Annotated in this window: 16 protein-coding genes; 9 read left to right on the top strand and 7 right to left on the bottom strand. The window is 61.5% G+C overall.

Annotation, left to right across the window (positions count from 1 at the left end):
• Positions 1-125: 125 nt before the first annotated feature.
• Entirely contained in the window at positions 126-2,015 is a 1,890-nt protein-coding gene (locus CD351_RS03030) for a TonB-dependent siderophore receptor (RefSeq protein ID WP_111991252.1), read from the top strand.
• On the opposite strand, the gene CD351_RS03035 is transcribed toward CD351_RS03030, so the two are convergent.
• Positions 2,016-3,251, bottom strand: a complete 1,236-nt coding sequence (locus CD351_RS03035; RefSeq protein ID WP_111991253.1) for a polyhydroxyalkanoate depolymerase — start codon at positions 3,249-3,251, stop codon at positions 2,016-2,018.
• Positions 3,252-3,444: 193 nt separating this feature from the next.
• Here CD351_RS03035 and CD351_RS03040 point away from each other — a divergent pair, with 193 nt between their 5' ends.
• From CD351_RS03040 to CD351_RS03055, 4 genes are all read left to right on the top strand, one after another.
• The gene (locus CD351_RS03040) at positions 3,445-5,271 is read left to right on the top strand and encodes an ABC transporter transmembrane domain-containing protein (protein WP_111991254.1); all 1,827 of its coding nucleotides are present in this window, start codon (positions 3,445-3,447) and stop codon (positions 5,269-5,271) included.
• A gap of 116 nt (positions 5,272-5,387) precedes the next feature.
• The gene (locus tag CD351_RS03045; RefSeq protein ID WP_111991255.1) at positions 5,388-7,559 is read left to right on the top strand and encodes a M13 family metallopeptidase; all 2,172 of its coding nucleotides are present in this window, start codon (positions 5,388-5,390) and stop codon (positions 7,557-7,559) included.
• A 63-nt stretch (positions 7,560-7,622) separates the two neighbouring features.
• The gene (locus CD351_RS03050; protein WP_111991256.1) at positions 7,623-8,480 is read left to right on the top strand and encodes an undecaprenyl-diphosphate phosphatase; all 858 of its coding nucleotides are present in this window, start codon (positions 7,623-7,625) and stop codon (positions 8,478-8,480) included.
• An 18-nt stretch (positions 8,481-8,498) separates the two neighbouring features.
• Complete coding sequence (locus tag CD351_RS03055; RefSeq protein WP_111991257.1) at positions 8,499-8,756, top strand: hypothetical protein; 258 nt, start codon at positions 8,499-8,501, stop codon at positions 8,754-8,756.
• Here the strand turns inward: CD351_RS03055 and phhA are convergent.
• Positions 8,753-9,691, bottom strand: a complete 939-nt coding sequence (gene phhA, locus CD351_RS03060; protein WP_111991258.1) for a phenylalanine 4-monooxygenase — start codon at positions 9,689-9,691, stop codon at positions 8,753-8,755. The two genes, CD351_RS03055 and phhA, sit on opposite strands and share 4 nt — an antisense overlap.
• Positions 9,692-9,745: 54 nt before the next feature.
• Between phhA and ppk2 the strand changes: the two genes are divergently transcribed.
• The 4 genes from ppk2 to CD351_RS03080 all read left to right on the top strand — a co-directional run bounded on the left by ppk2 (position 9,746) and on the right by CD351_RS03080 (position 12,689).
• The gene (gene ppk2, locus CD351_RS03065; protein ID WP_111991259.1) at positions 9,746-10,522 is read left to right on the top strand and encodes a polyphosphate kinase 2; all 777 of its coding nucleotides are present in this window, start codon (positions 9,746-9,748) and stop codon (positions 10,520-10,522) included.
• 65 nt (positions 10,523-10,587) lie between these two features.
• Entirely contained in the window at positions 10,588-11,505 is a 918-nt protein-coding gene (locus tag CD351_RS03070) for an SPFH domain-containing protein (RefSeq protein WP_111991260.1), read from the top strand.
• A 25-nt stretch (positions 11,506-11,530) separates the two neighbouring features.
• Positions 11,531-11,731: a toxin-antitoxin system HicB family antitoxin gene (locus CD351_RS03075; RefSeq protein ID WP_111991261.1), complete on the top strand. Its 201-nt coding sequence runs from the start codon at positions 11,531-11,533 to the stop codon at positions 11,729-11,731.
• A gap of 1 nt (position 11,732) precedes the next feature.
• The gene (locus tag CD351_RS03080) at positions 11,733-12,689 is read left to right on the top strand and encodes an alpha/beta hydrolase (protein WP_111991262.1); all 957 of its coding nucleotides are present in this window, start codon (positions 11,733-11,735) and stop codon (positions 12,687-12,689) included.
• Here CD351_RS03080 and CD351_RS03085 read toward each other — a convergent pair.
• Genes CD351_RS03085 through CD351_RS03105 form a run of 5 tightly spaced genes read right to left on the bottom strand, consistent with a single transcriptional unit; the run spans position 12,686 to position 17,505 of the window.
• On the bottom strand, positions 12,686-13,534 hold the full coding sequence (locus CD351_RS03085) for a MaoC family dehydratase N-terminal domain-containing protein (RefSeq protein WP_111991263.1): 849 nt from the start codon (positions 13,532-13,534) through the stop codon (positions 12,686-12,688). The two genes, CD351_RS03080 and CD351_RS03085, sit on opposite strands and share 4 nt — an antisense overlap.
• Positions 13,531-14,757, bottom strand: a complete 1,227-nt coding sequence (locus CD351_RS03090) for an acetyl-CoA C-acetyltransferase (RefSeq protein WP_111991264.1) — start codon at positions 14,755-14,757, stop codon at positions 13,531-13,533. The genes CD351_RS03085 and CD351_RS03090 overlap by 4 nt, the downstream gene beginning before the upstream one ends.
• A 10-nt stretch (positions 14,758-14,767) precedes the next feature.
• Complete coding sequence (locus CD351_RS03095; RefSeq protein WP_111991265.1) at positions 14,768-16,021, bottom strand: CoA transferase; 1,254 nt, start codon at positions 16,019-16,021, stop codon at positions 14,768-14,770.
• A gap of 27 nt (positions 16,022-16,048) precedes the next feature.
• Positions 16,049-17,254, bottom strand: a complete 1,206-nt coding sequence (locus CD351_RS03100; RefSeq protein WP_111991266.1) for an acyl-CoA dehydrogenase family protein — start codon at positions 17,252-17,254, stop codon at positions 16,049-16,051.
• Positions 17,251-17,505, bottom strand: coding sequence for a hypothetical protein (locus CD351_RS03105; RefSeq protein ID WP_111991267.1), 255 nt, complete (start codon positions 17,503-17,505; stop codon positions 17,251-17,253). Before CD351_RS03105 ends, CD351_RS03100 begins: the two co-directional genes overlap by 4 nt.

Here is a 17,505-nt window from a genome sequence, read left to right on the forward strand (position 1 = left end):
AGCGCCAAGCGAAGGTGCGCCGGTGAGGCCGCGCTGTTAACCGTGTTTTCGTAACAATTCGCCTAACTGTGAATCGACAAACGCACCATCTGCCAACCCCTTTTCTGCAAGATTCCTCCAAAACCATGATTTCGACCCTTCTCTCGTCTGCGCGGCGACGCGGCGTCTTTGCCGTCTTCTCGCTTGCACTGCCGGTCTCTGCGCAAGCGCAAGAGAACGAAGCCTCCATCCTCGTCGAAGCCAGCCTGGCCGACCCAGCGAGCGATGCGCGGGCAAATGCAAAGGTGCTCGATGAGGATCGTCCGGGCGTGCGCGGCGCGGTTTCGGTCACTGAAGACCTGTCGCTGTTGCCCGGTGTCGTCGCTTTCGAGAAGGGTGGTCCCGGCGCGGGCTCATACGTCTCTATCCGAGGTGGCGAACCCAATTTTGCGCCCGTGACAATCAACGGCGTGCGGGTCGACGACCCTTTGAATTCAAGCGGCGGCGGCTTTGACCTTTCACTGATCGACCCTGAGATTGTGCGGCGCATCGCGGTCGTATCCGGCCCGCAATCGACCGCTTATGGCGCAGACGCCTTGTCTGGCGTCATCGCGCTCGATGTCGGGCCGCGCGGCACAGGGGCTTCGGCTCACGCAGGGGTCGGGAGCGAGGGGCGCTATCGCTTCGGAGGATCGCTTGGCGTCGATGGCGATGCTGGGACATTCGGGATCGCTGGCGGATTTCTCGACAGCGACGATTTTGTCCCCGGCACATCGAGTGAGCGCTACTCGATTGCCGCCACGGCCTCGCCCAACCTTGGCGCGTCGATCAGCCTCGACCTGTTCGCACTCATCGCGGGAAGCGATAGCGAGGGATTTCCCGAAGACAGCGGAGGCCCGGAACTTGCGATCATCCGCGATCTTGAAACGCGGGACCGGCAGCAGATTGCTTTGGGCGGCACGCTTGCCGCGTCGCTCGCGCCTGAACTCACCGCGCAGTTGCGGCTCGGCTTCTCGCAAAGTGAGCTTGAGACCGATGCTCCCGGAATCGCCCCCGGTACACTAAGCGCTGTTCCACCGATCATCTCGGACAGCCGTCTGGAGCGCTACGAGGCCGTCGCGAGCCTCACGCATCGCCCGGCTGACTGGCTCTCACTCGAGGTAGGCACCAGTTTCACGCGCGAGGACGGTGAGAGCACCGGCTCGCTCGATTTCGGTGTGCTGATCCCCACCGCATTCACTATCGAGCGCGATATGCCCGGCGTGTTCTCAACGGTCACGATCGCGCCCGGATCGGGCGTGGAACTAAGCGGGGGCCTTCGCGTCGATTGGCCTGAAGATGCCTCGGCCCGCTGGACCCCGCGGGTCGGGGCGAGTGTTCCGGTCGCGGAGAGCGGCGCGCGGCTGTTTGCGAACTACGCGCGCGGCTTCAAGCGACCGAGCCTGTTTGCGCTCGGCTTTCCGCTGATCGCCAATCCCGATCTCGAAGACGAGCGCAGCGAGACTTTCGATGCAGGGGTTGAACTGGCCCCCGATGGCGAGCGGTGGACAATCACCGCAGCCTACTTCCACGCGGAGTATCGCAACCTCGTCGATTTCGATCCCGAGCTGTTCACCAACGTCAATCGCAGCCGGGTCGAGGTGGACGGCGTGGAGGCGTCCGGCACCTTGCGAATGGGGCAAGTGAGTGCGCGCGCAGCTTTGACCTATCAGACCACCAGCAGCGCTGACGGCGCGCAATTGCGGTTCCGGCCCGACTGGACGGGACGTCTTGCACTTCGCTGGCAGGCGCTCAGCACCCTAGCGATCACGCTCAACGGTGAGTTTTCAAGCAGCTTCAACGATTCGTCAGTGCCGACCGGCTTGCTGCGCAATCCCGGCTACGAAACGCTGGCGCTCGACGCCGAATGGCAGGCGAGCAAGCACGTCGCCATCTTCGGCGCGCTTCGCAATCTCACGGACACCGACTTCGAGCGGACGGTCGGCTTTCCCGAGCCGGGGCGAAATGTCTTCGTCGGAGTGCGAACGCGGTTCTGATTACCCGTGCGCTTCGATGAACTCTTCGACCACCGGAGCGACCTTGGTGCGCCAGCGGCTGCCATTGAAGATGCCATAATGCCCGGCGCCTTCGGCCATGTAATAGCGCTTCTTATCTGCGCTTAGGCCGGTTGCCAGTTTCAGAGCGGCCTTGGTCTGTCCGAGGCCCGAAATATCGTCGCGTTCGCCCTCGATAGCGAGCAAAGCGGTGTCGGTGATCTGTGTCAGATCGACGATCTCGCCCTTGTGCTCGAAAGTGCCGTTGGGGATCGAATGCTTCTGGAAAACCTCCTCAACCGTCTGGAGGTAGAATTCGGCAGTCATGTCGCACACGGCGCGGTATTCGTCGTAGAAATCCTTGGTCGCCTGCGCGCCCTCATCATTGCCTGCGGTGAGGTGTTTAAACATCTCATAATGGCTCATCATGTGGCTCTGCAGGTTCATGCTCATGAATGCGTTCAACTGCATGAAGCCGGGATAGACCATCCGGCCAGCGCCGCGATATTGCATCGGCACGCGTGCGATGACCGAGGTCCGGAACCACTCGATCGGACGGTTCATAGCGTGATCGTTGACGCTCGTAGGACTTTCGCGCGTGTCGATCGGTCCGCCCATCATGGTGAGCGTCTTGGGTGTTGCAGGCGACTTGTGCTGGTTGAGCAGGGCGGTCGTCGCATAAGCGGGCACGCTCGGCTGGCAAACGGCGAGCATATGCGGGCGCTGACCGGGCTCGACCTGCTCGATATATTCGAGGAACTCGGTGAGGTAGTCGATATACGTGTCGAGATCGAAATGCCCTTCATGCAAGGGCACCGTCTTCGCGTCGGCCCAGTCGGTGATGTAGACCTCGTACTTCTGAAGCATTCGCTTGACGGTACCGCGCAGCAGGGTCGCGTAATGTCCGCTCATCGGAGCAACGATCAGCAGCTTGGGCCGCTTGTCGTCGACACCGTCGAGGCGGAAGCGTTTGAGGTCGCCAAACGGGCGGTTCAGGACCGTTGCCTCGATAACCGACATCGTCTTGCCATCGACATCGACCTCTGTGATGCCGAAAGCGGGCTTGCCGTAATGCGCCGTTGCATGGGCCAGCACGTCGAGCGCGTTGGCCGCGATGCCGCCGATGCCCCAATAGCTCATCGGATTGGCCGGGCTCGCCAGCATTTCAGAGCTCATCGAGGCGAGCGAGCTCACCGAATTCATCCAGCTGCGTTGCAGTTCGTAGGCTTGGTAAAGCATGTGCGTATCCTGTTGCGGTCTTTGATAAGACCTGCCGCGCGTTTGGCGCCCGCAGCTGTGCGAATTGAGTGTGAGATGGCCCTTACCCGCTTATGGTGCAATGCACAATTGGCCTGAGATATACTCACTGGCTCATTGCCGTGTGCTTTTTGCACGTGAAATTTGGCGCATGGGTGGCTAGATGGGGCCAGCTATGAGCGGGGAAGCATCCGAAATCTCGACCGATGACGTCTCAGACGACGTCGAAAACGCGCCCGCGACGAAGAAGTCGCGTTCGCTCGCACCATTGCGCATGGTTTACCGTGAGGCAGGCAAATATCCCGCCCAGATCGGCTATGCGCTGGCGGCCTTGACTGTCACGGCGCTTGCGACGCTCGCTATTCCCTGGCGGTTCAAGGTCATCATCGACGATGCCTTTGGCGGCACGGCAGGTCCTGAAGAGATCGCGCACGCCTTTCAGTATTTGCTGATGATCGTGCTTATCCTTGGCATCGGTACGGCGGCGCGGTTCTATTTCGTGAGCTGGATCGGGGAACGGGTTGTCGCCGACATCCGCCTGAAAGTTCAACAGAACCTCCTCAGGATGTCGCCCGGATTCTACGAAGAGAACAGCCCAAAGGAAATCTCGAGCCGAATGACGTCGGACACCGCAATCATCGAAACGGTGGTTGGCACGACTGTCTCGGTGGCTCTGCGCAACACGCTGACGGGGATCGGGGGGATCGCCCTCCTGCTCTATCTCGCGCCGACGCTGACGCTGGGTTTGCTGATCGGCATTCCGCTCGTGATCGCGCCGATTGTTTTCTTCGGGCGCAAGATCCGCAGCGTTTCGCGGTCGAGCCAGGACCGTGTTGCCGATGTTGGCGCCTATGTCACCGAAGTGCTCTCCGCCATGAAGGTCGTGCAGAGCTTCGGGCAGGAGCAGCGCGAAGGCGACCGCTTCGGCGGCGTGGTCGAGCGGACTTTCGACACCGCGAGAAAGCGCATCGCCCTTCGTGCGGGCATGACTTCGATTGTGATCCTGTTGATCTTTGGCGGCATCACGCTCGTCATGTGGCGCGGCGCGCTCGCCGTTTCGGAGGGCGCAATCAGTGGCGGCACGATTGCCGCTTTCGTGCTGACGGGCGGGCTGGTCGCGGGTGCGTTCGGTTCCTTGACCGAAGTGTACGGCGATCTGCTTCGAGGGGCAGGCGCAGCGAGCCGGCTTGCCGAATTGCTCGAAGCCAGACCTGCTATCGCAGCGCCCGCGCGGCCTGAAAAATTGCCAGTGCCCGCGCGAGGATCGCTCTCGTTCCGCAATGTGACATTTCGCTACCCGGCACGGCCCGAAACCCCTGCGCTCAAGAATTTCAGCCTGGAAATCGAACCGGGCGAAACCGTCGCCATCGTGGGGCCTTCGGGCGCGGGAAAGTCGACCCTGTTTCAGCTGGTTGAGCGATTTTACGATCCGCAAGTGGGCACAATACGTCTCGACGGCGTGCCGCTCACAAAAGCGGACCCTGCCGAAATCCGCGATCGCATCGCCTTCGTCCCACAGGACGGTGTGCTCTTCAGCGCCGATGCGCGCGACAACCTTCGCTATGGCCGATGGGATGCGAGCGAAGAGGAAATCTGGGAAGCTGCGCGCGCGGCAAACGCGCATGAATTTCTCAAGGCGCTTCCCGATGGGCTGGACACCTATCTGGGCGAAGGCGGTACGCAACTTTCCGGCGGTCAGCGGCAGCGTGTCGCGATTGCCCGTGCGCTCTTGCGCGATGCACCGATCCTGTTGCTGGACGAGGCGACCAGTGCACTGGATGCCGAGAGTGAGCAGCTGGTGCAGCAGGCGCTCGACGGGCTGATGAAAGATCGGACCACACTGGTTATCGCTCACCGCCTGGCCACCGTGCGTGCGGCGGATCGCATCATCGTTCTCGACAATGGCGAGATCGCAGAACAGGGCACGCATTCGGAGCTGACGGCGGCGGGCGGGCTTTATGCACGCCTCGCCTCGCTCCAGTTCGCAGCCGAAGCTGCGTAGCGCTAAACTTTCGACAAAGCGCGGCCTTGCGGCGACAAGCGGCAACCTTGGCCTGCGCGATGCGCTAGACGAGCATCCGGGGAACAACTGAACATTTTTGACCAACGGGGACCGCTATGATCCGCACAGCCAAGCTCTTGCTTGCATCCACCGCCACATTCGCGCTTTCGAGCGCGGCGCTCGCACATGATGAGGGCCACACCGATCACGTCCTGATCGAGGCGCATGAAGACGCCTCCGCCAGCGAGAGCAGCGCTCCGACCATGGATTTCGGAAGCTGGGGCGTGGGCCTCCAGACCATCGATCAGAATGTCGATCCGGGTGACGACTTCAACGCATACGTCAACGGCAAATGGATCGCGGCCAACGAGATTCCCGCCGACCGCCAGCGTTATGGCGCGTTTGACATGCTGCGCGAAGGCTCGATCAACGACGTTCGCGAGTTGGTGAACACGCTTGTCGCCTCGAGCCCTGAAGAGGGCACGCAGGCGCGCCGGATCGTTGATGCTTACAAGGCGTTCATGGATGTCGAAGCCATCGATGCGAGCGGCCTGGCTCCTGCTCAACCATACCTTCAGGAAATCTTTGGCGCTGAAGATCTCGAGGCGCTTACCGTGCTGTTTGGCAAACCCGGCTATCCTTCACTGGTAAGCGCGGGGGTGACCATCGATGCGCGCAATCCCACGCAATATGTCGTCGGCATCGGCTTTGACGGCATGGGCCTTCCCGACCGCGACTATTATCTCGTCGACAGCGAGAGCAACCTCGAAATTCGCGAGAAGTACAAGGCCCTGCTGGCGACGGTGCTTGGTCAGGCTGGCTATGCCGATCCGGTCGCTGCTGCCGAGGCGGTTTACGCCTTTGAAGCGAAAGTGGCCGAGATCGAGTGGGCGCGTCAGATCTTCCGCAAGCCGACGCTGACTTATAACGAGCTCTCTCCCGAAGACCTCGCCGGTTACGCAGGCGATTTCCCAATCGACACCTTGCTTGCATCCGCACAGCTCGAAGGCCAGCCGCGCTTTCTTGCGGCGCAGATCCCTCCGACCGAGGAAGAGCTTGCGGAAGCGGAGCTGACCGAAGAGCAGCGCGCCCTGATCGGTGGCGGCTTGCCGGCGATGATGAAGCTTCTGACAGAAACGCCGCTCGCAACGCTCAAGGCTTTCATGACCGCGCAGTTCCTCGGCAGCAACGCGGCAGTCCTGTCGAGCGAGCTGGATGAGGCGGTGTTCGACTTTTACGGACGCACCATCAACGGCCAGGAAGAGCAGCAGGAACGCTGGAAGCGCGCGATTTCGGTGGTCGAAAGCTCGCTCGGCGAACAGCTTGGCGCTCTTTACGTTGAGAAGCACTTCCCTGAGACCAGCAAGGCCCGGATGGACGAGCTTGTCGCCAATCTCGGCAAGGCGATGAACGCAGCGCTCGACGAGAATGAGTGGATGACCGCTGCAACCATCGAGCAGGCACGTGAGAAGCTCAACGGCTTCGTTCCGATGATCGGCTACCCCGACGAGTTCGAGACCTATGACGGCCTCACCATCGTCGCCGACGATCCGCTTGCAAACCGCATGGCGACCGCCAAGTGGAACGACGAAGACTCGCGCTCGCGCCTGGGTACAGAAGTCGATCCGACCGAATGGGGCATGACGCCGCAAACGGTGAATGCATATTATTCGCCGCTGACCAATCGCATCGTCTTCCCTGCTGCGATCCTGCAGCCGCCCTTCTTCAATGCCGAGGCAGACCCTGCGGTGAATTATGGCGGCATCGGCGCTGTGATCGGTCACGAAATCGGCCATGGCTATGACGACCAGGGCTCGCAATTCGATGCGAGCGGCACATTGCGCAACTGGTGGCAGGACGAAGACCGCGAAGGCTTCGTCAAGTTCACTCGCGCGATGGGTGAATTCATCGAAGCCTACTGCCCGGTAGAGGGCTCCAACGGTCCTGAGTGCCTGCGCGCAGGGCAGTCGATGGGTGAAACGCTTGGCGACGTGGTCGGCCTGCAGATGGCCTACCGCGCCTACAAGATGAGCCTTAACGGTGAAGAAGCTCCGGTGATCGACGGCCTGACCGGCGACCAGCGTTTCTTCCTTGGTTACGCGCAGATCTGGCGCGGGATGGAGCGCGAGGAGAGCCTGCGCAATCGCGTCATGACCGCGAACCACCCGCCGGGAGAATTCCGCCTCAACAATGCGGTGCGTCACACCGATGCGTGGTACGAGGCGTTCGGCGTCACCGAAGACGACGAGCTTTACCTGCCGCCCGAAAAGCGCGTGAAGATCTGGTAAAACTGGGCGAACAGCCCTTTCGCAAATTGACATGGCCCGCGCTTCATTCATGGAGTGCGGGTCATGACGTTTTTGCAGCTTCTCATCATCGCGGTCGTTCAGGGGATCACCGAGTTCCTGCCGATTTCATCGTCGGGTCACCTGATCCTGATCCCCTATCTCACCGACTTTTCCGATCAGGGTCCGCTGATCGATGTCGCGGTGCATGTCGGCTCATTGCTCGCGATCATGGTCTACTTCTTCAAGGACGTGGTCGTCCTTGCCCGCGGCGGCTTTGCGACCATAGGAATTGGCGCAGACCGGCCTGAAGCGCCTGCGGAAAAGCGCCTTTTGTGGTGGATCGTGCTTGGCACAATTCCGGCGGTGGCATTCGGCCTTTCGATCAAGCTTGGCCTGTTCAACAACTTTGCGACCTCGATGTTCGGGATCGAGCTTGTCGACGACGACCTGATGAGCTCGATCCGCTTCACCGACCTCATCGCCTTCAACCTGATCTTCTACGGAGTGCTTCTGGGTCTTGCCGACTGGCTCGGCAAAGAGGTCAAGGTCTTCGAGGACATGACCTGGCGCGATGGCTTGATCGTCGGCATTGCGCAGGCGCTGGCGATCATTCCGGGGACTTCTCGATCCGGGGTCACGATGACAGCGGCGCGGTTCCTCGGCTTCAAGCGGGTGGAAGCGGCGCGTTTTTCGTTCCTTCTCTCGATCCCGGCAGTCGCGGGGGCGGGTGTGCTGATCGTGCCCGAGATTTTTGAGGCGGGGACCGAACTGGCGCTCGATGCCCTCATCGCTGGCGTGCTGACCTTTATCTCGGCCTTCCTGACGATGGCGTTCCTGATGAACTTTCTGAAGCGCGCATCGATGCTGGTTTTCGTGCTCTACCGGGTGGCGATGGGCTGCGCGCTGCTGTACTTCTTCTAGCCGGAGGTTCTCGACGCCATGGCGCTCTTACTTTTGTTCATCATCGGCACTCTGGCCGGTTGGTTCGCGTCCATCATAGCGCGCACGGAGGAAAGAGGTGCAATCCTGCGGCAGATCGGCATCGGTCTGGTGGTGAGCCTGGTCGCAGGTTTGCTTGCGAACAGCGGCACCTTTCTGGGCAGCCTCGGCTGGATCGGGGCAGGCGCTGCGATCATCGCCAGCGCAGCAGCCCTGGGCGGATATCACCTTTACCAGAGGCGAAACGCCGAGGTTTAAACCGGTTTTGCGCCTGAACCCCTGCCACCGCGCAGCCAGTATTCCTGTGTCCCGCGCTTCACCACATTGTCGACGTCGATAATCGCCGAGTTCGCATAGGTGAAGTTGGGCGCGAGGCTGCGATAAAGCCGGTCGAAATCGCGCTCGACCGTCTGTCGGTAGAGATCCTCGAAGCTTTCGATGACGAAGTAGGTCGGCTGCAAATCGCTGATGACGTAATCGGTGCGCATGACCCGATCGACGTTGAGCATGATCCGGTTGGGGCTTTCCGCCTCGACAGCAAACCTCGCTTCGCTTGGCCCCGACAGGATGCCTGCGCCGTAAGCCTTGATGCCGTCATCTTCCTCGATCAGGCCAAATTCGACCGTGTACCAGTAGAGCGCGCCCAGCGCCTTCAGCCGGTTGTAGCGCATCGCCTTCCATCCGGCGCGGCCATATTCCTGCATGTAGTCAGCGTAGACCGGATCGGTGAGCATCGGGACGTGGCCAAACACGTCATGGAAGACGTCGGGTTCCTGAATGTAATCGAACGTCTCTCGCGTGCGGATGAAATTGCCTGCGGGGAACCGGCGGTTGGCAAGGTGCCAGAAGAAGACGTGATCGGGGATCAGCATCGGAACGGGGACGACGCTCCAGCCGGACAGCTTGCCCAGTTCCTGTGACAATTGGCCGAATTCCGGAATCCCGCCCCGCGCGAGGTCGAGCTTGTCGAGACCTGCCATGAACACGCTTGCCGCTCGGCCGGGCAGGACTTCCATCTGGCGCGCAAACAATTCATCCCAGATCGCGTGATCGTCGCTTGAATAGTGGGCCTGCTCAGGCTCCAGCCAATCTTCGCCTAGGTGAGCGGGGCGGCGCAGCGGTGCGGTGAAAACCTCGTCCGCCAGCTCTGGCAGCCGGGTAAAGTCGGTGTCATCTTTTGCGAGAGTAGCCATGATGTATCAAATGATACTAGCATCGCGCACGTTCAACAACCGAAGGAAGTGCGAATGGGCCTGAAGAGCAAGGAATATCGCAAGCTGTTGGAGCCCATGACCGAAGAACTGGTCGCGATGGCGCGCTGGGCAAGGATGACCGGAAAGCGCATCGTGGTGATCTTCGAGGGGCGCGATACGGCCGGAAAAGGCGGCGCGATCAGGGCGGTTCGCGATAAGCTCAACCCGCGCCAGTGTCGCATCGTCGCTCTTGGCAAGCCCACCGACGATGAACGCGGCCAGTGGTATTTTCAGCGTTATGTCGATCACTTGCCGACGACAGGCGAAATCGTGCTGTTCGACCGCTCCTGGTACAATCGCGCTGGGGTTGAGCGCGTCATGGGATATTGCACAGAAGAGGAAGCGGAGACGTTTCTGAAGGCCGCGCCCACATTCGAAAAGATGCTCACCGATGATGGTATCCTGCTCTTCAAGTACTGGCTCACGACAGATCAGGACAAGCAGGAAGAGCGGCTTCGAGAACGGCTGGAAGACCCGCTGAAACGCTGGAAACTCTCCCCTGTCGACCTTGCTGCGCGCGGGAAGTACGATGCCTACACGATGGCTCGCGAGGAAATGCTGCGCGCAACGCACACCGAAAACGCACCTTGGAAACTGGTGGATTTCAACGATCAGAAGCGCGGGCGGCTGACGCTCATTCGTGATTTGCTGGACCGCTTGCCTGACACCTATTGCGAGCCGCCCCCGATTGATTTTCCCGAGCTTGGCCGAGAGCCGGCGCAAGAGACCTATGCGGTGCTGGAGCCGATTGAGGACTTTCCGGAGGATTGACAGAATGCCTCCTGCGATATAATGATGATATCATAATTATATCGCCAACTACAGGAGGCTCTTGCATGTCGAACACACCATCCCCGAACTCGGTTCCGGCCCCTTCGCCTCGCGTTCCCAGTGTCGAAAGCAAAGCGAGCAGCTTTAACGGCTACATGATGCTGATCGTGCTTTTCGCGACGCTTCTTGTTCCGGCGCTGCTTATCGCCGCAATGCCGGTGGCCGACATGGTCGTAACCAGCCTGGTCATCGGCGGGATTGCCCTGGGCTTTGTGGCGCTCGGCTTTTTCATGATCCAGCCCAACCAATCAGCCGTCATCACGATGTTCGGCGAGTATCGGGGCACGGTGCGCAAGGAAGGCCTGCATTGGGTCTGGCCATGGATGATGCGCAAGAAAGTCAGCGTCCGTGCCATCAACATCCATTCCGACAAGGTCAAGATCAACGACCTTCGCGGCAACCCGATCGAGATTGCCTGCAACGTCGTGTGGCGCGTCAAGGACACCGCGCAGGCCGTATTCGACGTCGATGATTACAAGCAGTTCGTGAACATCCAGATCGAAGCAGGGCTCCGTACCGTGGGCGCGCGTCACCCCTATGATGACATGTCCGACGAGGATGAAACGACGCTGCGGGGAAGCGCGGATGTCGTGAACTCCGAGCTGCGCACCGAACTTAACGAGCGCCTCATGGTGGCAGGCATCGAAGTCGACGAGGCCGGACTCACCCACCTCGCCTATGCCTCCGAAATCGCCGGGGCGATGCTGCGCCGCCAGCAGGCCGACGCGGTGATCGCTGCCCGTCAGAAGGTCGTGATCGGAGCCGTCTCGATGGTCGAGGACGCGCTCGAAAAGCTGTCGAAAGACGGAGTGGTCGAGCTTAATGAAGAGCGCAAGGCGGCGATGGTTTCCAACCTGATGGTCGTGCTGTGCGGCGACCGCGAGGCGCATCCGGTGGTCAACACCGGGACGCTCTACCAGTAACGCGGCAACACGCGAGGAGGCAGCCATGGCTGCGCCCAAGAAGAAAGCCTTTGCCCTGCGGCTCGATCCAGAGGTCCACGCTGCGATCGAGCGCCTGGCCGGAGCTGAACTGCGCTCTGCAAACGCGCAGATCGAGATGCTGCTGCGCGAGGCGCTTGAGGCGCGTGGAATCGATGTGCGACAGTCCGAACAGCCACGGCGGGGGCGACCGCCCAAGGAGGAATGAGATGAACAAGACGATCTGCGCGCTGGCAGCCGCCACCCTTGCAACAGGCGCTGCGGCCTCCGAACCGATCGCCGTCACTGCGCCCGGTCCCCAAGGAGACCTTGCAGGCACGCTGATCGAACCTGCTGAGGGCAAACCGGTCGTTCTGATCGTCCCCGGGTCAGGGCCCACAGACCGCGACGGAAACAATCCGATGGGCGTGAATGCGTCGAGTTACCGTCTTCTTGCTGAAGCCCTCTCACAGCGCGGCATTGGCTCCTTGCGGATCGACAAGCGAGGCATGTTCGAAAGCCGCGCTGCAATCCCAGACCCAAACGACGTGACGATCAGCGCGTATGCCGAAGACGTATCCGCGTGGATCAGTGTCGTGAGAGCGAGAACCGAAGTGGATTGTGTCTTCGTGCTAGGGCACAGCGAAGGCGGTCTTGTTGCGCTTGAGGCGGGGCAGAAGTCCGACGATCTGTGCGGCATACTGCTTGTGGCATCGGTAGGAAGGCCGCTTGGCGACACCTTGCGCGAACAGCTTCAATCCAATCCGGCCAACGCGGTCGTGCTGGACGAAGCCTTTGCCGCGATTGCGAAGCTGGAAGCTGGCGAAGGGGTCGACACGCAAGACATGCATCGCGGCCTGATGCCGCTTTTCAATCCGGCGGTTCAAGGCTTCCTGATCGACATGTTTGCGCGCATCCCGGCAGAGCTGGCAGCAGGTGTGGAGGTGCCCATGCTCATTGTCGCAGGTGGAAAGGATATCCAGACGCCCGTCACCGACGCTGAGGCGCTGGCAGAAGGACAACCGGCAGCCAAGCTCATTGTCATTGACGACATGAACCACGTGCTCAAGCCGGTCGAAGGCGATAGCCGCCTTGCCAATATCGCGACATATTCCGACGCATCGCTTCCGGTTCATCCCGAACTGGTCGATGCGATTGCAAGTTTCCTTGAGGATTCGAAGAGCTAGAGCGACGCTTGCGCTTTCATCACCTGGCGCCCGTCAGCTGCGAATGCGCCAAGTTCGAAGCCGTCGTCACTGTCCCGCATGGCGAGGAACAGCAGGTCGCCCGCAATTGCCGGCGAGACCCCGCGGAAGGTGAATTCGCGCAGCCTGTTCTCGCTAAGCTTGCCCGCTGCCAGTTGGAGGAGCAGGCTTGCGGTGAGCGGTCCATGCACGACCAGTCCGCGATAACGCTCGACCCCGCGCGCATAGGGTGCATCGTAATGGATGCGGTGGGTGTTGAAGGTAAGCGCCGAATAGCGGAACAGCAGCCGCGGGTCCGGGGTGAGCGCCCGAACGGTGTGCCAGGCTGACTTATCAAAAGTGCCTTCCTTCGGTTCCGGCGGCGTCAGGGCGGCGTCGGGCTCTGCTGCATCGCGATAGACCAGCGTTTGGGTCTCGCGCACCGAGAGCGTACCGTTGGCATGGGTCTCGTGCTCCACATCGACAAAGGCGAGTTTGCCTGATCCGCCCGTCTTTTCTTTGATGGAGGCTACGCGGCTCGTGCGTTCAATCACCGCTCCGATTGCGATGGGCGCGATGAACTCGATCGCGCTCGATGCCCACATGCGGCGCGGCATGGGAAAGGGGGGAAGAAAGCTGTCCTCGCTCTCATCGCGCGCCGGGTGCCCGTCCGTGCCAAGCGCCGAGGTCGGCGCGTCGGGTGTGCAAAGGACGAAGTGAACTCCTTGCGGCATGATCGCGGGGCGAGGCGTGGGCAGATCGAACGTGGCAAGCCACCGCGCAGCCAGCGCTTCGTCCAGCCTGTCCGCCGCGCGGATCTCTCTGCCGACCCACTTGCCGTAGGTCATGTGGCTCGCTCGAACACTGCGGCAATGCCTTGTCCGCCCCCAATGCACATGGTTTCAAGACCATAGCGCGCATCGCGCCGCTGCATTTCGGCAGCCATGTCCGCGAGAATGCGGCCGCCCGTAGCACCAATGGGGTGGCCCAGCGAAATGCCTGAGCCATTCACGTTGAGGATGTCGCGCCGGCTGTCATCACCGCTCCAGCCCCAGCCTTTGAGCACCGCCAGAACCTGAGGAGCGAAAGCCTCGTTCAGTTCGACGAGGTCGATGTCGTCCCAATTGTATCCTCGCCGTTCGAACAGGCGCTCCACTGCCGGAACCGGGCCGATGCCCATGCGCGAGGGATCGCAGCCCGCTGCCGCCCATCCGCCAAACCAGAGCGACGGCGTGAGTCCCAGCTCCTCGAGTTTGTCCTCGGCAACCACAAGGCAAGCCGCTGCCGCATCGTTCTGCTGGCTTGCATTCCCGGCGGTGACGATTGCGTCGGGGTCGCGCTTGATATCGATGGCGCGGAGTTCGCCAAGCGATTCCATCGAAGCATCGGCGCGATAACCTTCATCCCGCGCAAAGGTGATCGGGTCACCGCGGCGCTGTGGCACTTCGACCGGCACGAGGTGACCGTCAAACTTGCCTTCATCCCATGCGGCGGCCGCTTGTCTGTGCGAACGCACCGCGTAGGCGTCGGCTTCCTCGCGAGTAATCTCGTAATCCTTGGCGAGGTTTTCCGCCGTCTCGATCATGCCTGTGATGATGCCGAAGCGCTCGATCGGCTGGCTCATCAAACGCCCGCGAGAAAGCCGGTCATGCAGGGTGATGTCGCCCATCCGTGCGCCGCCGCGTCCCTGGAGCGTGTAATGCTCGACATTGGACATGCTCTCGCATCCGCCTGCAACAACGACGTCCGCCATGCCGGTCTCGACCATCATCGCAGCATTCGCGACAGCCTGAAGCCCTGATCCACAGCGCCGGTCGAGCTGGTAGCCGGGGACTTCGACCGGCAGTCCGGCTGCAAGCCACGACCAGTGCCCGATGGCAGGGGCCTCCGCGTTTCCGTAGCCTTGCGAGAAGACGACATCGTCAACACGTTCCGGGTCGATCCCTGATCGCTCGATCAGCGCTTTCAGGATGACCGCACCTAGCTCGCCCGCGTTCAGGCTCGACAGCCCGCCGAGGAATTTGCCCACGGGTGTGCGCAGCGGGGATACGATGGCGGTTCTTCTGGTCATGCCTTGGTCCTTAGCGATTGTATGTCTTGCCCTCGTCGCTCAACGCGACCGTGCCCGCATCGACGAGCTTGCCGATTGCGCCGGATGAGAGACCAAGCCGTTCTGCCAGCACCTCTTCGGAATGCTGGCCGAGATAGGGCGCTGGAGCCGGGTCTCCTGCGTCTTTCTGAGGGAGGTTCGCAAAGCTGCGGGTCGCGGGATATTCGAGGCCCGACGGGTTTGCGGGCGATGGCCCGAACAGCGGATTGTCTGCGACAAGCACCGGATCATTCGCCGCTTCGTGCGCTGTCCGATACCGCTCGAAAGTGCAGCCCTGCGCGGCCATGCGCGCTTCGAGTGAAGCGTATTCGTGACTCCCCGCCACACCCTGAAACAGGTCGAACAGGCGGTGGCGGTGCTCGAAACGCGGGCGGTCACCATCCGCGAAATTGACGCCGATCTCGGCTTCCAGCTGGCCAATCGGAACCGCGAGACCGAACGCCTCGACAAGGCCGTCCCACTGCTTGGGCGTGAGCGCTGCAACCATGAACCGGACGCCATCCTTGCTGCGAAAGTCTCGTCCGAACGCGCCCCAGATCGCATTGCCGAGCCGTTCGCGGTCGCCGCCGCGCAGCAGCATCTCTGCCATCGTGCCCGAATTGGCGAGCGTGCCGATGGCAACATTGCCCAGCGGCACGCGCACTTCGCTCCCCTCGCCTGTGGCATCGCGATGTCGCAAGGCGGCAAGCATGGCGAATGCGCAATAGGCCCCGGTGATGAAATCCCATGCCGGCATGACCTGATTGATCGGCGGCGCGGTTTCCATCTCCCATTCTTCGGGCCCTGTCATCAGCGGGTATCCGGCGGCGGCATTGACCGTGAAGTCCATCGCCTGCCTGCCGTCATGCCAGCCCATAATGCGCACCGATGTCATGTCGGGCGCGCCCTCAGGCTGCGCAGCCTTCATCGCGGCGTGGCTGAGAAAACTCTTCTCAGGCAGGTTTGTTATGCAGTTGCCCGTGCGCGCTGCCAGCTCCACGCACAGTTCTCGTCCCTCGCCGCTGCGCAGATCGAGCGCGACCGACTTTTTTGCGCGGTTGAGGTTTTCCCAGCTGAGTGAACGCCCCTCCTTCGTCAGCATGTAGCGGTCGTAATCGAGCCCGCCCGCCTTGTGATCGACGCGGATCACCTCCGCGCCCATCTGCGCGCAATAGAGACCAGCCGTGGGCGAGGCGACGAAACTGGAGACCTCGATGATCGAGAGGTCGCTGAGAAGGTTGTACATGTGTTCCCCTGTTGGAGAGCGAAGCGGCTAGCCGTTGGCCGCTTCCCATTCGCGCAGCATGTGCTTGGCGATCTGGAGCTGAAGGATCTGCGTCGTTCCTTCGTAAATGCGGTAGATGCGGGCATCGCGATAGAAGCGCTCGGCATCGTATTCGGCGAGATAGCCCGCGCCGCCATAGATTTGCACCACCCGGTCGACTACGCGCCCGCACATTTCACTGGCGAACACCTTGAAGGCGGCGGCCTTGATAAGGATGTTCTCGCCCCGGTCGGCGCGCGCCGTGACGTCCGCCATCATGCTTTCCGCAGCATAGATTTCGATCTCGCTGTCGGCGAGCATCGCCTGGATCAACTGGAAGCGTGCAATCGGTTCGCCGAACGCCTTGCGCTCATTGGCATAGCGGATGGCGGAATCGAGCGCACGGCGCGCGTAGCCGGTCGCCGCTGCGCCCACCGAGATCCGCCCATTGTCGAGGCTCTGCATCGCAAAGCGAAAACCCTTGCCGGTTTCTCCCCCAAGCAACGCATCGCCCGGCACCTTCACATCGTCGAGCATGATGTCCGAGATGTGGCTCGCCGATTGACCCATCTTTTTGTCGGGAGAGCCGGTGGAGATACCCGGAGTGTCCATTGGCACAAGGAACGCGCTGACATGCGCATTCTTGGGAAGGGCATCCTTCTCGGTCCGGGCCATAATCAGCGCAACGTCGGCATGCGGAGCGTTGGTGATGTAGCGCTTGGTCCCGTTGAGCACCCAGCCATTGCCATCAGGGTCCGGCGTTGCGGTGGTAGCCATCGCCGCTGAGTCGCTTCCCGAGCCCGGCTCGGTAAGACCGAAACATGCGATTTTGCCGGCGACCAGCTTGGGATACCATTCGGCGCGTTGCGCTTCGGTGGCACCGTTTTTCAGCGCGCTCGCGAACATTCCCACGTTGATCGAGAATATCGAGCGATAGGCTGGCGCGGCATAGGCCATGATGTTCACGATGCGCGCATATTGCGTCATATTCAGGCCTGCGCCGCCATATTCTTCAGGGACAGAAAGCCCGAAAAGGCCCATCTCGCGCATTTCATCGACGATCTCGTCGGGGATGCGGTCATTCTCAATGACCTCGGCCTCTGCGGGGATCAGGCGCTCCCTGACATAGCGGGTGAGCTGTTCCGCAAACTGTTCGAGAACATCCTCGTCCATGCCCGGATTTGCCCCCAGGGGGTGCTTGAGCTCGCTATTCATTCGGCGCTTTCCTCTTGCACGGGTGCCTCAGGTGCTTCGGCTGGCGGCAACATGTCCGCGCCTGTCGGAGGAAGGACACCATCGGGCAATTCGCGTTCCTCGAGCATCGAGGCCGCGTCGTCGAGCGCGCGTGCCTCGCCCTCGCTGATCCCTCCCGGGCCGCTGCCTCCGGTGCCCGAGCTATCGCAGGCGGCAAGCGGAAGCAGGATGGCGACCGTTCCCGCCAATAGAGGCAATCGACCCGTGATCAT

Source organism: Erythrobacter sp. KY5, assembly GCF_003264115.1.
Taxonomy (GTDB): domain Bacteria; phylum Pseudomonadota; class Alphaproteobacteria; order Sphingomonadales; family Sphingomonadaceae; genus Erythrobacter.

Bases quoted from the DNA above. Each gene is read 5' to 3' on its own strand.
- CD351_RS03030 (WP_111991252.1), top strand. From the start codon at position 126: ATGATTTCGACCCTTCTCTCGTCTGCGCGGCGACGCGGCGTCTTTGCC.
- CD351_RS03035 (WP_111991253.1), bottom strand. From the start codon at position 3,251: ATGCTTTACCAAGCCTACGAACTGCAACGCAGCTGGATGAATTCGGTG.
- CD351_RS03040 (WP_111991254.1), top strand. From the start codon at position 3,445: ATGAGCGGGGAAGCATCCGAAATCTCGACCGATGACGTCTCAGACGAC.
- CD351_RS03045 (WP_111991255.1), top strand. From the start codon at position 5,388: ATGATCCGCACAGCCAAGCTCTTGCTTGCATCCACCGCCACATTCGCG.
- CD351_RS03050 (WP_111991256.1), top strand. From the start codon at position 7,623: ATGACGTTTTTGCAGCTTCTCATCATCGCGGTCGTTCAGGGGATCACC.
- CD351_RS03055 (WP_111991257.1), top strand. From the start codon at position 8,499: ATGGCGCTCTTACTTTTGTTCATCATCGGCACTCTGGCCGGTTGGTTC.
- phhA (WP_111991258.1), bottom strand. From the start codon at position 9,691: ATGGCTACTCTCGCAAAAGATGACACCGACTTTACCCGGCTGCCAGAG.
- ppk2 (WP_111991259.1), top strand. From the start codon at position 9,746: ATGGGCCTGAAGAGCAAGGAATATCGCAAGCTGTTGGAGCCCATGACC.
- CD351_RS03070 (WP_111991260.1), top strand. From the start codon at position 10,588: ATGTCGAACACACCATCCCCGAACTCGGTTCCGGCCCCTTCGCCTCGC.
- CD351_RS03075 (WP_111991261.1), top strand. From the start codon at position 11,531: ATGGCTGCGCCCAAGAAGAAAGCCTTTGCCCTGCGGCTCGATCCAGAG.
- CD351_RS03080 (WP_111991262.1), top strand. From the start codon at position 11,733: ATGAACAAGACGATCTGCGCGCTGGCAGCCGCCACCCTTGCAACAGGC.
- CD351_RS03085 (WP_111991263.1), bottom strand. From the start codon at position 13,534: ATGACCTACGGCAAGTGGGTCGGCAGAGAGATCCGCGCGGCGGACAGG.
- CD351_RS03090 (WP_111991264.1), bottom strand. From the start codon at position 14,757: ATGACCAGAAGAACCGCCATCGTATCCCCGCTGCGCACACCCGTGGGC.
- CD351_RS03095 (WP_111991265.1), bottom strand. From the start codon at position 16,021: ATGTACAACCTTCTCAGCGACCTCTCGATCATCGAGGTCTCCAGTTTC.
- CD351_RS03100 (WP_111991266.1), bottom strand. From the start codon at position 17,254: ATGAATAGCGAGCTCAAGCACCCCCTGGGGGCAAATCCGGGCATGGAC.
- CD351_RS03105 (WP_111991267.1), bottom strand. From the start codon at position 17,505: ATGATCACGGGTCGATTGCCTCTATTGGCGGGAACGGTCGCCATCCTG.